This window comes from Kitasatospora sp. NPDC059648, assembly GCF_042734825.1.
In the GTDB taxonomy this organism is placed as follows: Bacteria; Actinomycetota; Actinomycetes; order Streptomycetales; family Streptomycetaceae; genus Kitasatospora.
Window position 1 is genome coordinate 27,205 of the sequence record NZ_JBHWDU010000011.1, and the last position, 15,945, is coordinate 43,149.

Below are 15,945 nucleotides of genomic sequence, written 5' to 3' on the forward strand. Positions count from 1 at the left end.
TTTTTTTTTTTTTTTTTTTTTTTTTTATTTATATTCTCATAACATTTCGCCTTCCCCTCTCACCCCCCCCGCCCGCCCCCCCGCGGGGGCGGGCCCCCCCCCCCCCCCCGCCCCGGCCCCCACCCTCCCGAGAGCCCCCACCCCCACCACCAACCCCCCGTTCAGCCGCTTCCTCCCCCCACATTCCGGGAAAGAAAAGGTGAACGGGTCCCGAGACACCCCCGTTCAGGGAGGCAACGACCATGGCGTCAGGGCAAGAGCCGGAAGCCGGGGTACGGCCGGGCAGCTGGCAGCCGCTCGGCGCCCGCTTCCGGAAGGACCACCTCGGCGTCCCCGGCACCAACTTCGCCCTCTGGGCAGCCGGCGCCGAGGCCGTCGACCTGTGCCTGTTCGACGATGACGGCCGGGAGAGCCGCCACCGCCTCACCGAACAGGACTTCCAGATCTGGCACGGCTTCCTCCCCGGAGTCCGCCCCGGCACCCGCTACGGCTTCCGGGTGCACGGCCGCTGGGACCCGTGGACGGGCGCCCGCTGGAACCCCGCGAAGCTGCTGCTCGACCCGTACGCCCGCGCCGTCGACGGCTGTTACACCTCCCACGACGCCGCGTGTTCGGCCGTCCGCAACTGGCCGGAGGCCGACGTCGCCGACACCGTCCGGGACAACCGCGACTCCGCCCCCTACGTCCCCAGATCCGTGGTCGTCCACGACGACGACGACTGGTACGACGACCGCCGCCCCAAGACCCCCTGGTCCGAGACGGTGCTCTACGAGCTCCACGTGCGCGGCTTCACCATGCGCCACCCGGACGTCCCGCCCCACCTGCGCGGCACCTACGCCGGCCTGGCCCACCCCGCCGCGATCGACCACCTCACCCGCCTGGGGGTGACCGCCGTCGAGCTGCTGCCGGTGCACCAGTTCGCCGACGAGGACCACCTCCAGGCCCGCGGCCTGGTCAACTACTGGGGGTACAACACGGTCGGCTACTTCGCCCCGCACGCCGGCTACTCCGCCTCGGGCTCCCGCGGCGGCCAGGTCGGCGAGTTCAAGCGGATGGTCCGCGCCCTGCACGCCGCCGGGATCGAGGTGATCCTCGACGTGGTGTTCAACCACACCGCCGAGGGCGCCGAGCTCGGCCCGGCGCTGTCACTGCGCGGCATCGACAACGCCGCCTACTACCGACTGGCCCCGCACCGCCCCCGCGGCTACGCCGACTACACGGGCTGCGGCAACACCCTGGACACCCGCCGCCCGCAGGTGGTCCGGCTGATCACCGACTCGCTGCGCTACTGGGTGACCGAGATGGGCGTGGACGGCTTCCGCTTCGACCTGGCGGCCGCCCTGGCCCGCGGCGGGTTCGACGGCACGGACGGCGTCGACATGGACCACCCCTTCCTCGCCGCCGTCTCCCAGGACCCGCTGCTCAGCCGGGTGAAGCTGATCGCCGAGCCCTGGGACGTCGGCCCGGGCGGCTACCAGGTCGGCGGCTTCCCCCCGCTGTGGGCCGAGTGGAACGACAGGTACCGCGACACCGTACGGGACTTCTGGCGCGGTGCCCGCCCGGACGTGCGCGAGCTGGGCTACCGGCTGTCCGGCTCCTCCGACCTCTACCAGCGCGGCGGCCGCCGCCCGTACGCCTCGATCAACTACGTGACCGCGCACGACGGTTTCACCCTGCGCGACCTGGTCTCCTACGACCGCAAGCACAACGAGGCCAACGGCGAGGCCAACCGGGACGGCACAGACGACAACCGCTCGTGGAACCACGGCGTCGAGGGCGAGACCACCGACCCGGAGGTCAACGCCCTGCGACTGCGCCAACTGCGCAACCTGATGGCCACCCTGCTGCTCTCCGCGGGCGTACCGATGATCACCGCCGGGGACGAGCTGGGCCGCACCCAGGGCGGCAACAACAACGCCTACTGCCAGGACGGCGAACTCAGCTGGCTGGACTGGTCGCTGCTGGAGCAGCCCGGCTGGCGGGACCTGTGCGAGCTGACCTCCCGGCTGGTGCGGCTGCGCCGTGCCCACCCGGTGCTGCGCCGCAGGGCGTTCTTCTCCGGCCGGGCCGTTACCCCAGGCGGCCAGCCGGACCTCGCCTGGTTCACCCCGCTCGGCAAGGAGATGACCGAGGCGGACTGGTTCGGCCCCACGGCCTGCCTGGGCATGCTGCTGTCCGGCACCGCGATGTCCGAACGGGACGGCTCCGGGCGGCCGTTGGAGGACGACAGCTTCCTGCTGCTGCTGAACGCGGGCCACGAGCCGACGGTGTTCACCCTGCCCGGCGAGCCCTGGGCGGAGCCGGAGGCCGCCTACGGGACGGTGCTGGACACGGCGGCCGCGGGCACGGGCGAGCCGTACCCGCGGGGCGCGGTGGTGCTGGGCGGGCGCTCGCTCCAACTGCTGCGCGTGCCCGCCCGGTCGGCGTGATCAGGCGACGGCCGGCCCGGTCGCCTGCACGGCTGCGGAGCCGGGGCCGCGCGTGGGCCCGGTGTCGACCGCCATGGCCGCACTCCGGTCACTCACTCGCGTATCAATGAGCATCCGTCAGGAGATGTAATCGGCCGTTCGGCAGGCGCTCGCAAGAGGCGCACGGCGCACTCCTCCCGGCACGAAGGGCAGTACGCGCCGCTCGCTCCCCTCACGCCCCACCCGAACGGCTGGCCGGTTCTCGTCGGGCGCCGCCGACAGGGGCGAAAAACCGGATGAGAAGTGACGTGCTCTCTGCCTACCCTCACCGCGATGGCCGAGAACAGACAAGACGCTGACCAACCCACCGGGCGCCACCGCTCCACGGTCCGCTCGCTGCTGCGCCTGTGGCCCTACGCCCGGGCGGTGCGCGGCCGGCTCGCCGTCTCGGTGACGGCCGCCTCGCTCGCCATGCTGAGCACCCTCGCCGTCCCGGTCGTCCTCGGCCGGATCGTCGACGGCCCGCTCGCCCGGCACGACCTCGACGCCCTCTGGCCGCCGGTCGGCCTGCTGCTGCTCCTCGGGCTGGTCGAGTCCGCACTGTTCTACACCCGCCGGGTGGTCCTCTCCCGCCCGCTGGGGCGGCTGGAGGCGGCCATGCGCGCCGACCTCTACGCCAAGCTCCAGCGGCTGCCGGTCTCCTTCCACGACCGCTGGGGTTCCGGCCAGATGCTCTCCCGGGCCACCACGGACCTGAACGCCATGCGGCTCTTCCTGGCCTTCCCGCTGGTGTTCCTGGTCGTCAACTCGGTGACGTTCCTGGCCGGCGTCGTGCTGATGTTCACCCAGGAGTGGCGGCTCGCGCTGATCGTCCTGCTGCCCTGCCTGCCGCTGATGGTGCTCACCCGGCGCTTCGAGTCCTCCTACTCGCTCACCGCCCGGCGCGCCCAGGACCAGAACGGCGACCTCGCCACCACGGTCGAGGAGTCCGTCCTCGGGATCCGCATCCTCAAGGCCTTCGGCCGGCACCGCACCATGGCCGAGCACTTCCGCGAGCAGTCCCACCGGCTGCGCCGCACCGAACTGCGCAAGGCCCACCAGCTCGCCAACCTGTGGGCGGTCATCGTCGGCCTGCCCGAGATCGCCCTCGGCTGCGCCCTGGCCGTCGGTGCCTACCTGGTCGCCCACGACGAGCTGAGCGCCGGCACCCTGGTCGCCTTCCTCTCCACCGCCCTCGCCCTGCGCTGGCCGGTCGAGTCGCTCGGCTGGCTGCTCGCCTACGCCAACGAGGCCGCCACCGCCACCGACCGCTTCTTCGAGGTCATGGACGAGCCCGAGCCCGAGGACCCGGGCAGCGCCGACGCGCTCGGCGCCCCGGACGGCATCCGCTTCAGCGGCGTCCGCTTCCGCTACCCCGACGCCCCCGACGGCACCCCCGACATCCTGGCCGGCATCGACCTGCACGTGCGCAGCGGCGAGACGATGGCCCTGGTCGGCGCCACCGGCAGCGGCAAGACCACGCTCACCGCGCTGCTCCCCCGGCTGTACGAGGCCACCGGCGGCCGGATCACCCTGGACGGCCGGGACATCGCCGAGCTGCCCCGGGAGAGGCTGCGCGAACTCGTCTCGGTCGCCTTCGAGGAGCCCACCCTGTTCTCCGCCACCGTCCGGGAGAACGTCCTGATGGGCGCCCCCGACGCGGACGACCGGCAGCTGGCCACCGCCCTGGCCACCGCCCAGGCCGGCTTCGTCGAGAAGCTCCCGGCCGGGGTGGAGACCGAGGTCGGCGAGCAGGGCCTGAGCCTGTCCGGCGGCCAGCGCCAGCGCCTCGCCCTGGCCCGTGCGGTGGTCGGCGACCCGCCCTTCCTGGTGCTGGACGATCCGCTCTCCGCCCTGGACGTGCACACCGAGGCACTGGTCGAACGGGCGCTGCGCGAGGTGCTGGGCTCCACCACCGCCCTGGTGGTCGCCCACCGCCCCAGCACCGTGCTGCTCGCCGACCGGGTCGCGGTGCTCGCGAACGGCCGGATCGAGGCCGTCGGCACCCACCAGGAGCTGCTGCGGGACTGCCCGCACTACCGCGAACTGATGTCGGGCGAGGCCGCCCTCGTCCCCGAGGGCCCCTTCGTCCCCGAGGAGGGGGTCGCCCGATGACCACCACCGTCGAGCCCACCGGGACCGGAACCGTCGAGGAGGAGCTGCCCTCGCCGCCGGCCGACGACGAGGACATCCCCGTCCCGCCCGGCGCGCCCCGGGCGCTGCTGCGCTCGCTGCTCGGCCCGCACCGGGCCCGGATCGCCGTCGCGATGGTGGTGATCCTGGTCCAGCAGGCCGCCCTGCAGTCCGGCCCGCTGCTGGTCGCGGTGGCGATGGACCGCGGCATCCCGGCACTGCGCGCGCACGACTCCGGCCCGCTGATCGCGGTGGTCGCCGGGTACCTGTTCTGCGCCCTGCTCAGCCCTCTGCTGCAGTGGGCGTTCATCAAGATCAGCGCCCGGGTGAACCAGGACGTCCTGCTGGAGCTGCGCGGCCGGATCTTCCGGCACGCCCAGCGGCTCAGCCTGGACTTCCACGAGCGCTACACCTCGGGCCGGATCATCTCCCGGGCCACCAGCGACATCGACGCGCTGCGCGAACTGCTCTCCGAGGGCCTGCAGGAGTTGCTGACCGTCTTCCTGTCGGTCTGCTACATCTCGGTGCTGCTGGTAGTGCTGGACTGGCGGCTGGGCCTGGCCTCGCTGGTGTGCTTCCTGCCGCTGGCGCTGGTCGCCCACTCCTTCCGGACCCGCTCCCGCCGGGTCTACCGCCGCTCGCGGACGGCCGCCGCCTCGATGATCGTGCGCTTCACCGAGACCATGAACGGCATCCGGCCGGTGCAGGCCTTCCGCCGCGAGAAGGCCAACGACGCCGCCTTCGCCGTGGTCAACCGGAAGTCCTCCACGGCCAACGCGGAGGGCTTCCTGGAACTCGCCCGGTACGTCGGCCTGTCCCGCGCCACCGCCAACGTCTGGACCACCGGCATCGTGCTGCTGGGCGCCTACCTGGTCACCGAGGACTCCCTGGAGCTGGGCGTCCTCACCGCCTTCGTGCTCTACCTGCGACGCCTGTTCGACCCGATCGACCAGCTGGCGATGTTCCTGAACAGCTACCAGGCCGCCGCCGCGGCACTGGAGAAGATCGCCGGGCTGCTCGCCCACGAGCCGACCGTCGCCGAGCCGGCCGAACCGGTCGAGCTGCCCCGGGCCGTCAGCAAGGGCCGCGAGGTCTCCTTCGAGGGCACCCGCTTCGCCTACCGCACCGGCAAGGAGGTACTGCCGCCCTTCGACCTGCTGATCCCGGCCGGTCAGACGGTCGCGGTGGTCGGGGCGACCGGCGCGGGCAAGTCGACGCTCGCCAAGCTGCTGGCCCGCTTCTACGACCCGACCGACGGCCGGATCCGGCTGGACGGCGTGGACCTGCGCGACCTCGCCACCCCGGAGCTGCGGCGCGGGGTGGTGATGGTGACCCAGGAGTCCTTCCTGTTCTCCGGCACCGTCGCCGAGAACATCGCGATCGGCCGCCCCGGCGCCTCCCGCGCCGAGGTCGAGCAGGCCGCCCGCGACATCGGCGCGTACGAGTTCATCGCGGCGCTCCCGGACGGCTTCGACACCGACGTGCGCAAGCGCGGCGGCCGGATCTCCGCCGGGCAGCGCCAGCTGGTCGCCTTCGCCCGGGCCCTGCTCGCCGACCCGGCCGTGCTGATCCTGGACGAGGCGACCAGTTCGCTGGACGTGCCCGGCGAGCAGGCCGTGCAGCGGGCGATGCGCACGGTGCTGGCCGGCCGCACGGCAGTGATCATCGCCCACCGGCTCTCCACCGTGGAGATCGCCGACCGGGTCCTGGTGATGGACCAGGGCCGGATCGTCGAGGACGGCCCGCCGCGGCGGCTGATCGACGGCTCCGGGCGTTTCGCCACCCTGCATCGCGCCTGGCGGGACAGCCTGGTGTAGAACAACCCCTCAGTGGGCCCGTCCAGGAAGCCCCACAGTTGTGCCCGTCCGGGTGCGCCGTCACGCACCCGGGCGGGCATCCCCTTTCCCGGGGCCGGGAACTCCGCCACGCTCACCCGCCCACGGTGCGGGGCAAACGGATGACCGCCGTCCGTGGCAATCCGGACGGCGGTCATCCGCTCCAGGAACTCGGCTCAGCGCAGCAGCCCCGCGTCCATCCCCGCCGACTCGGCCGGGAGTGCGACCAGCCCCAGTTCGGCCGGTGAGGCCAACCGGGGATGCGCGGGCAGGACCCGGACGGTGTAGCCGAACGGCCCGGTGCGGCCGAGTTCCAACGAGCCCTCGTAGCGGGTGCGGCCGTCCAGGTCCGGGCCGCCGACCGGCTTGAGCGCGAGGACCGCGGCGTCCGAGATGCCGTCCGTCTCGTCCACCCGGCCGGAGACCACCTGCACCTCGACGTCCCCCGGCTCCAGCGCGCCCAGCGCGACCTGCACCCGCAGCGCCAGCGAGCTGCCCAGCTCCTGGGCCTCGGCCGGGCAGTCCGCCTCGACGTGCTCGACCCGCACGCCCGGCCAGCCCTCCCGGACCCTGGCCTTCCACTCCGCCAGCTCCCGGGCGGCGGTCACCCGCCTGCTCGCCCCCGGGCGCTCGGACCCGGCACCGACGTTCCCCGCTCCGGCGCTCCCTCCTTCGTCGGTCGTCCGTCGCTCGTCGCCTTCGGCACCGGCTCGCCCTTCGGCTCGGGGCGCGACCTCGATCGCGAGCTCCCGCTGGGCCAACGCCGCGGGGGTGTACAGCCGCTCGACGTACTCGCGGACCATCCGCCCGGCCAGCACCTTGGGCCCCAGGGTGACCAGGGTGTGCCGGACCATGGCGATCCAGCGGTGCGGCAGCCCGTCGCTGCCCCGGTCGTAGAACCGGCCGGCGACCTGCTCCTCGATCAGGTCGTACAGCGCGGCGGCCTCGATGTCGTCGCGCCGCTCGGCCTCGCTGCTCTCCGGGTCGAGCACGCCGTCGCCCTCGTCGGCGGTGGGGATCGCCCAGCCGTTCTGGCCGTCGTACCACTCGTCCCACCAGCCGTCCAGGACGGACAGGTTCAGGCAGCCGTTGAGCGCGGCCTTCATCCCGGAGGTGCCGCAGGCCTCCAGCGGGCGCAGCGGGTTGTTCAGCCAGACGTCGCAGCCCGGGTAGAGGTGCTGGGCCATCGCCATGTCGTAGTCCGGCAGGAAGACGATCCGGTGGCGCACCGCCGGGTCGTCGGCGAAGGCGACCATCTGCTGGATCAGCCGCTTGCCGCCGTCGTCGGCCGGGTGGGCCTTGCCGGCGACCACGATCTGCACCGGCCGGGTGGGGTGCAGCAGCAGGCCGCGCAGCCGGTCCGGGTCGCGCAGCATCAGGGTGAGCCGCTTGTACGAGGGCACCCGGCGGGCGAAGCCGATGGTGAGCACGTCCGGGTCGAGCACCGAGGAGACCCAGCCGAGCTCGGCCTCGCCGGCCCCGCGCTGGCGCCAGGAGTCGCGCAGCCGGCGGCGGGCCTCGTCCACCAGCTGGGCGCGCAGGCTGCGGCGCAGGTCCCAGATCTCGGCGTTGCCGATCCGCTCCAGGCCGGTCCAGCGCTTGGTCTCGCCGGTGGTCATCGCCTCCTCGGCGCGTCCGGCACCGAGTTCGGCGGCGCCCAGGCGCACCACGGCCGGGTCGATCCAGGTGGGGGCGTGCACGCCGTTGGTGACCGAGGTGATCGGCACCTCGGCGGGGTCGAAGCCGGGCCAGAGGCCGTTGAACATCGAGCGGCTGACCTCGCCGTGCAGGGTGGACACCCCGTTGGCGCGCTGGGCCAGCCGCAGGCCCATCGCGGCCATGTTGAAGAGCTTGGGGTCCCCGCCACGCCAGGTCTCGGCGCCGAGCGCGAGCACCGACTCGACCGGGACGCCGGGCAGTGCGGCGTCGCCGCCGAAGTGGCGGGCGACCAGCTCGCGGTCGAAACGGTCGATGCCGGCCGGGACGGGCGTGTGGGTGGTGAACAGGGTGCCGGCCCGGACGGACTCCAGGGCGGCGGCGAAGTCCAGCCCGGCCGTCTGGTCGGCGACCAGTTCGCGGATCCGCTCGACACCGAGGAAGCCGGCGTGCCCCTCGTTGGTGTGGAAGACCTCCGGGGCGGGGTGCCCGGTGAGCCGGCCGTAGGCGCGCACGGCCCGGACCCCGCCGATGCCGAGCAGCATCTCCTGGAGCAGCCGGTGCTCGCTGCCGCCTCCGTAGAGCCGGTCGGTGACGTCGCGTTCGGCGGGTGAGTTGGCCTCGATGTCGGAGTCGAGCAGCAGCAGCGGGACCCGCCCGACCTGGGCCTTCCAGATGTGCGCGCCCAGGGTGCGGCCGCCGGGCAGGGCGAGGTCGACCCGGCTCGGGGTGCCGTCGGCCTCCCGCACCAGGCTGACGGCCAGTTCGTCCGGGTCCAGCAGGGGGTAGCGCTCCTGCTGCCAGCCGGTCCGGTCGAGGGACTGCCGGAAGTAGCCGTGCCGGTAGAACAGCCCCACGCCGATGATCGGGACGCCGAGGTCGCTGGCGGCCTTGAGGTGGTCGCCGGCCAGGATGCCGAGACCGCCGGAGTACTGGGGCAGTGCGGCGGCGATGCCGTACTCGGGCGAGAAGTAGGCGATGGCGGCGGGCGGCGGGGTGGCACCGCCCTCCTGCTGGGCCTGGTACCAGCGCGGGCCGGTGAGGTACTCGCGCAGGTCGTCGGCGAGGTCGCCGAGTCTGCGCAGGAACCGCCGGTCGGCGGCGAGTGCGGTGAGCCGGGCGGCCGGGACCTCCCCGAGCAGCCGCACCGGGTCCTCGCCGGTCGCGGCCCAGACCTCCGGGTCCACGGACCGGAAGAGGTCCCTGGTCTCGGGGTGCCAGGACCAGCGCAGGTTGAGGGCCAGCTCGTGCAACGGCTGGAGTTGTTCGGGCAGGACAGTGCGGACGGTGAATCTGCGGATTGCCTTCACAGGCGTGAAGCGTAGCCTCGACGATCGTCCTGACAACGGGTCAAGCGGGTCATTGGGCATCCGTTCGGCCTATTGATGAGATCGCATTCGGCGCATTGGTCTGCGCGGGGGGCGCGCGAGGCGCACATTCGGGGGTGCCGCGCTACCAATGCGTGAACTCCACGGAACAGATCGATTTCCGGCCGCCCGCTCGGTCCGGACAAAGCCCGAAACTACTGTCGTACCGCTGCGAAAAACGTGTTGCCGATGCGAGGATGACCGAAGGTCGTTGATGCTGCGGGGACAACGACGACGGGTGGCGTCCCCCGTGAAGCAGCACGTCCGAATCCTTTTCGCGTTGACCGTTCCCCTTCTTCCTTAACCCGTTCGGCGCTCACCGCGCACGGACGCGTGTCTTTGCGCACGGCCGGCTCGTTCACGGGTCGACCGGGCCGCCCAGGGGCGTGCCCCCGGAGGCGTGCGCCGGGACGCGCACGGGTTCCGGGGCGTCCCGCCACCGGTTCGGCGGGCGCCGGGCAGGTTGCCGGGGACGGCGGCGCGGGCAGGCTTCCGGTCGCACGTCCACCCCACCCAGCAGTCCTCCCGGTACTCCCTGGCCCGACACCCCGGCCCGAGGGAGCTGCCGCTGATCTCGGGCAGGAGTTTGGCATGCACGGCGACACGCGGGACCAGTCCACACCGGTGGCCGACACCGTCGACGCAGCGGTCGCGGAATCCGCCGGACGGATGGATTCTGACACTCGGACAGACCCGGCGATGCCTTCGCCCCGGGCGTCCGCGGCGGTCCGTACCGAATCCTCCGAAGCCCAGGCCTCCACCGCACAGGCCCCCGCAGCACCGCCCGCCACAGCTCAGCCCGACGCAGCGGCCCGACAACCCGGGGCCGAGGAGGGCCGGACGGCGGCACCACGCCGGCGCACCACCACGACGCGCCGCACCACCGCGACGGCCCCCACCCGCCGGGCCGCCGACCCCGGGGCGGCCGCGGCCGACGCCGAGCCGCCCGCCCGCAAGCGCGCCGCGAGCAAGAGCACCAGCAAGCCCGCCACTGCCAAGACCGCCACCAAGCCCTCCGCCCGCAAGACGACAGAGAGCGACACCGTGATCGGCCGCATCCCCGTCCTGGACGTCAGCCCCCAGATCGACGCCGGTCGCCGCCCGGCCAAGGCCGTCGTCGGCGAGACCTTCCTGGTCACCGCGACGGTCTTCCGCGAGGGCCACGACGCCGTCAACGCCAACGTGGTGCTGCGCGACCCGCGCGGCCGCAGCGGCCCGTGGACGCCGATGCGCGAGCTGGCCGAGGGCACCGACCGCTGGGGCGCGCACATCACCCCGACCGCGCCCGGCCGCTGGTCGTACCTGGTGGAGGCGTGGAGCGACCCGGTCGCCACCTGGCGCCGGACGGCCGCGGTGAAGCTCCCGGCCGGGATCGACACCGCGCTGGTCCTGGAGGAGGGCGCCCGCCTGCTGGAGCAGGCCGCCGCCGGGGTGCCGAAGAAGGAGGGCCGCGCGCACGTGCTGGCCGCCGTGGACGCGCTGCGCGACCCTGGGCTGCCGCCGCTGTCCCGGCTGGCCGCCGCGCTCGCTCCCGAGGTGCTGGACCTGCTGGCCCGCTACCCGCTGCGCGAGCTGCTCAGCGCCTCCCGTCCGCTGCCGCTCCAGGTGGACCGCGAGCGCGCGCTGTTCGGCTCCTGGTACGAGTTCTTCCCCCGTTCGGAGGGTGCGGTGGTCGACCCGAACGGGGTCGAGCCGCCGCGGTCGGGCACCCTGCGCACCGCCGCCGAGCGGCTGCCGGCGATCGCCGCGATGGACTTCGACGTGGTCTACCTGCCGCCCGTCCACCCGATCGGACGAGCGTTCCGCAAGGGTCCGGACAACAGCCTGACGGCCGGTCCGCACGACGTCGGCTCGCCGTGGGCGATCGGCTCGCCCGAGGGCGGCCACGACGCGGTCCACCCGGACCTCGGCACCATCGAGGACTTCGACCACTTCGTCGCCGAGGCCAGGGCGCTGCACCTGGAGGTGGCGCTGGACTTCGCCCTCCAGTGCTCCCCTGACCACCCGTGGGTGAACAAGCATCCGGAATGGTTCAACCACCGTGCCGACGGGACCATCGCGTACGCCGAGAACCCGCCGAAGAAGTACCAGGACATCTATCCGATCAACTTCGACCAGGACATGGACGGAATCGTCAAGGAAACCGTCCGGATCCTCCGGTTCTGGATGTCCCACGGCGTCAGGATCTTCCGGGTCGACAACCCCCACACCAAGCCGGTGGTGTTCTGGGAGAAGGTGCTCTCCGACATCGCCCGCACCGACCCCGATGTCGTGTTCCTGGCGGAGGCCTTCACCCGCCCCGCGATGATGCACACCCTCGCGAAGATCGGCTTCCATCAGTCGTACACGTACTTCACCTGGCGCAACACCAAGAACGAACTCACCGAGTACCTCACCGAACTCACCGGCGACGCGGCCGCCTACATGCGCCCCAACTTCTTCGCCAACACCCCGGACATCCTGCACGCCTTCCTGCAGCACGGCGGCCGCGCCGCCTTCGCGATCCGCGCGGTGCTCGCTGCCACCCTCTCCCCCAGCTACGGCGTCTACGCCGGGTTCGAGCTGTGCGAGAACGAGCCGGCCCACCCGGGCTCCGAGGAGTACCTGCACTCGGAGAAGTACGAGCTGCGCCCGCGCGACTGGAACCGCACCGACACCCTCGCCCCGCTGCTCACCGTGCTGAACCGGCTGCGCCGGCGCCACCCGGCCCTCCAGCAGCTGCGCGACCTGCGCTTCCACCCCACCGACAACGAGCAGGTGCTCGCCTACTCCAAGACCGCGACCACCCCCGACGGCCTCACCGACCAGGTCATCACCGTGGTCAACCTCGACCCGCACCACGTCCAGGAGGCCACCGTGACGCTCGACGGCGACGGGCCCCACGCGGTGCGCGACGAGCTCACCGGCGCCGCCTACACCTGGGGCCGGCACAACTACGTCCGGCTCGATCCCTCAGCCGAGCCGGCTCACCTCCTCACGGTTCGGAGGAACCCAGCGTGACAGTGAACGAGCCCGTCCCCGACACCTTCCCCGAGACCTCGAAGAAGAACCTGGACCCCGAGTGGTTCAAACGTGCGGTCTTCTACGAGGTGCTGGTGCGGTCCTTCCAGGACAGCAACGGCGACGGGGTCGGGGACCTCAAGGGGCTCACGGCCAAACTCGACTACCTCCAGTGGCTCGGCGTCGACTGCCTCTGGCTCCCGCCGTTCTTCGCCTCGCCGCTGCGCGACGGAGGGTACGACGTCGCCGACTACAAGTCGGTGCTGCCGGAGTTCGGCGACATCGCCGACTTCATGGAGTTCGTGGACGCCGCGCACGCCCGCGGCATGCGCGTGATCATCGACTTCGTCATGAACCACACCAGCGACCAGCATCCGTGGTTCCAGGCCTCGCGGGCGGACCCGGACGGGCCGTACGGCGACTTCTACATGTGGGCCGACGACGACAAGCAGTACCCGGACGCCCGGATCATCTTCGTCGACACCGAGACCTCCAACTGGACCTACGACCCGGTCCGCAAGCAGTACTACTGGCACCGGTTCTTCTCGCACCAGCCGGACCTCAACTACGACAACCCGCGGGTCCAGGACGAGATGATCGCCGGCCTCCGGTTCTGGCTCGACCTCGGCATCGACGGCTTCCGGCTGGACGCGGTGCCCTACCTGTTCGCCCGGGAGGGCACCAACTGCGAGAACCTGCCGGAGACCCACGAGTTCCTCAAGCGGGTCCGCAAGGAGATCGACGCCGACTACCCGGACACCGTGCTCCTCGCCGAGGCCAACCAGTGGCCGGAGGACGTGGTCGACTACTTCGGCGACTTCACCGCGGGCGGCGACGAGTGCCACATGGCGTTCCACTTCCCGGTGATGCCGCGGATCTTCATGGCCGTGCGCCGGGAGTCCCGGTACCCGGTGTCGGAGATCCTCGCCAAGACCCCGCAGATCCCGGGCGGCTGCCAGTGGGGCATCTTCCTGCGCAACCACGACGAGCTGACCCTGGAGATGGTCACCGACGAGGAGCGCGACTACATGTACGCGGAGTACGCCAAGGACCCGCGGATGCGCGCCAACGTGGGCATCCGCCGCCGGCTCGCCCCGCTGCTGGAGAACGACCGCAACCAGATCGAGCTGTTCACCGCCCTGCTGCTCTCCCTGCCCGGCTCGCCGGTGCTCTACTACGGGGACGAGATCGGCATGGGCGACAACATCTGGCTGGGCGACCGGGACGGTGTGCGCACGCCGATGCAGTGGACCCCGGACCGCAACGCGGGTTTCTCCTCCGCCGACCCGGGCAGGCTCAGTCTGCCGCCCATCATGGACCCGGTGTACGGCTTCCAGGTGACCAACGTCGAGGCGCAGCAGAGCAGTTCGAGTTCGCTGCTGCACTGGACGCGTCGCATGATCGAGATCCGCAAGCTCAACCCGGCGTTCGGCCTGGGCACCTACACCGAACTGCCGTCCAGCAACCCCGCCGTGCTGGCCTTCGTGCGCGAGTACGAGGGGGACCTGGTCATGTGCGTGAACAACTTCTCGCGGTTCGCGCAGCCGACCGAGCTGGACCTGCGGCAGTACGGCGGGCGGTACCCGGTCGAGCTGATCGGCGGGGTGCGCTTCCCGTCGATCGGCGAGTGGCCCTACCTGCTCACGCTGGCCGGGCACGGCTTCTACTGGTTCCAGCTCCGGCAGCCCCCGCGCCTGAGCGGGACCAGGCGGTCGAAGTAACGATCCGCCGCACCTGCCACCGCGGCCCGCACAGCAGCACCAGACCCTCCGGGGGCGCGAGTTGAACCCCCGCGCCCCCGGAGTTCTCTGCACCACCGCGTACGGAGAACAGCCCAACGGCTACCCACACGAAGGCGTGACACCCGAGCCGTGCTCGCGTGCCGCGACCGCCGCGCCGCTGAAATCCGGAAGACTGACGGACCCCGGCCACGACCCGTCGGGCAGTCCGCGTGCTTCCGGGGAAAGGGAGTCATGTCCGAAACCTCCCGTTCTCAAGCCCATGTGCAGCACGACGCCCCGGCCGGCTCCGCCGCGCACCCGGGAGCGCGGGGCACCGGGCCCCGGAGAACCGCCCTGGGGGTCAGCGAGCTCGTCCAGGCGGCCCTGCCGCTGATCGCCGAGTGGCTCCCCACCCAGCGGTGGTACGCCGGGAAGGGACGGCCCATCACCGGGCTCGTCCCGCTGGTCGGAACCCCCCTGCAGGTCGGCGACCCCGCCCTGCTGCACCTGCTGCTGCGGGTCGAGCACGCCACCACGGCCGGACTGCCGCACGGCGACACCTACCAACTCCTGCTCGGCATCCGTTCCCAGGGCCCCGCGGGCATCGAGCCCGGCGCCGTGCTCGGCCGGCTCAGCCAGGGTCCGTACGACGGCGCCGCCCTCTACGACGCGGTCCACGACCCCGAGCTCACCGGGCGGCTGCTGGAACACCTCGCCACCGGCGACCGGTTCGGCTCGCTCTCCTTCCGCCGCACCCCGGGCTCCGGGCTGCCCACCAACCTCCCCGGCCGCGCCTCCACCGCCGAGCAGTCCAACAGCTCGGTCATCTACGGCACCTCGTACATCCTCAAGCTCTTCCGGCGCATCCACCCCGGCACCAATCCCGACCTCGAACTCTCCCTCGCCCTCTCCCGGGCCGGCTCCACCCGCATCCCCCGGGTCGCCGCCTGGTTCGAGAGCCGGATGGAGCGCGCCGAGCCCGCCACCCTCGGGCTGCTCCAGCGCTACCTGCCGGACGCCGAGGACGGCTGGGAGCTCGCCCTCGACCAGGTCGGCCGGCTCAAGGGCGACCGCTCCCCCGGCAACTTCGCCATCGAGGCGCACCGGCTCGGCCGGGCCACCGCCGAGGTGCACCGGGTGCTCGCCCGCTCGATGCCGGTCGCGCGGCTCGACCGCACCCAGACCGGCCGGCTCGCCACCGCGATGGCCGACCGGCTGGACAGCGCGGTCGCCGCCGTCCCCGGGCTGCTGCGCTTCCGGGCAGCCCTGCGCACCGCCTTCCAGCAGCTCGCCGACGCCCACCCGGACGGCCTGCCGGTCCAGCGCATCCACGGCGACCTCCACCTCGGGCAGGCCATGCGCACCCCGCACGGCTGGGTGCTGCTGGACTTCGAGGGCGAGCCCGCCAAGTCCGTCAACGAGCGCCGCGAGCCACAGCCCGCCCTGCGCGACGTCGCCGCGATGCTGCGCTCCTTCGACTACGCCGCCGCCCACCTGCTGGCCGGCGGCCCGGTCGACCCGGAGCTCGCCCACCTCGCCGCCGCCTGGGCCCAGCGCAACCGCACCGCCTTCTGCGCCGGCTACACCGCCGGGGGCGGTGCCGACCCGGCGGCCTCACCGGAGCTGATGCGGGCGCTGGAGATCGACAAGGCGGTGTACGAGGTGGTGTACGAGGCCCGGCACCGGCCCAGCTGGCTTCCCATCCCGCTGGCCGCGATCAACCGGCTCGCCCTGTCCGTCTGACCGCCCGCCCCCGCTGTCCCGCCACGAGTTCGCCCGATCCCGC

7 protein-coding genes are annotated in these 15,945 nt (G+C 72.4%); 6 read left to right on the top strand and 1 reads right to left on the bottom strand.

Translation table 11 applies throughout. The features are described from left to right. The first annotated feature begins 242 nt into the window (after window positions 1-242). The 3 genes from glgX to ACFV1W_RS09700 all read left to right on the top strand — a co-directional run bounded on the left by glgX (window position 243) and on the right by ACFV1W_RS09700 (window position 6,397). A complete protein-coding gene (gene glgX, locus ACFV1W_RS09690; RefSeq protein ID WP_380414735.1) occupies window positions 243-2,429 on the top strand; it encodes a glycogen debranching protein GlgX in 2,187 nt (728 codons plus the stop codon). Between the two features lie 312 nt (window positions 2,430-2,741). Further along, window positions 2,742-4,562 (top strand): ABC transporter ATP-binding protein, encoded by a 1,821-nt coding sequence (locus ACFV1W_RS09695; protein WP_380414736.1) that lies wholly within the window; start codon window positions 2,742-2,744, stop codon window positions 4,560-4,562. Beyond that, complete coding sequence (locus ACFV1W_RS09700) at window positions 4,559-6,397, top strand: ABC transporter ATP-binding protein (protein ID WP_380414738.1); 1,839 nt, start codon at window positions 4,559-4,561, stop codon at window positions 6,395-6,397. Before ACFV1W_RS09695 ends, ACFV1W_RS09700 begins: the two co-directional genes overlap by 4 nt. A gap of 194 nt (window positions 6,398-6,591) precedes the next feature. On the opposite strand, the gene glgP is transcribed toward ACFV1W_RS09700, so the two are convergent. Next, the gene (glgP, locus tag ACFV1W_RS09705; protein ID WP_380414740.1) at window positions 6,592-9,381 is read right to left on the bottom strand and encodes an alpha-glucan family phosphorylase; all 2,790 of its coding nucleotides are present in this window, start codon (window positions 9,379-9,381) and stop codon (window positions 6,592-6,594) included. 1,101 nt (window positions 9,382-10,482) lie between these two features. Here glgP and ACFV1W_RS09710 point away from each other — a divergent pair. The 3 genes from ACFV1W_RS09710 to ACFV1W_RS09720 all read left to right on the top strand — a co-directional run bounded on the left by ACFV1W_RS09710 (window position 10,483) and on the right by ACFV1W_RS09720 (window position 15,902). Further along, window positions 10,483-12,438 carry an alpha-1,4-glucan--maltose-1-phosphate maltosyltransferase gene (locus ACFV1W_RS09710; protein ID WP_380414894.1) on the top strand — a complete coding sequence of 652 codons (1,956 nt, stop codon included), beginning with the start codon at window positions 10,483-10,485 and terminating at the stop codon, window positions 12,436-12,438. Further along, on the top strand, window positions 12,435-14,159 hold the full coding sequence (gene treS / locus ACFV1W_RS09715; protein WP_380414742.1) for a maltose alpha-D-glucosyltransferase: 1,725 nt from the start codon (window positions 12,435-12,437) through the stop codon (window positions 14,157-14,159). Before ACFV1W_RS09710 ends, treS begins: the two co-directional genes overlap by 4 nt. A gap of 252 nt (window positions 14,160-14,411) precedes the next feature. Beyond that, window positions 14,412-15,902: a maltokinase gene (locus ACFV1W_RS09720; protein WP_380414744.1), complete on the top strand. Its 1,491-nt coding sequence runs from the start codon at window positions 14,412-14,414 to the stop codon at window positions 15,900-15,902. Window positions 15,903-15,945 lie beyond the last annotated feature (43 nt).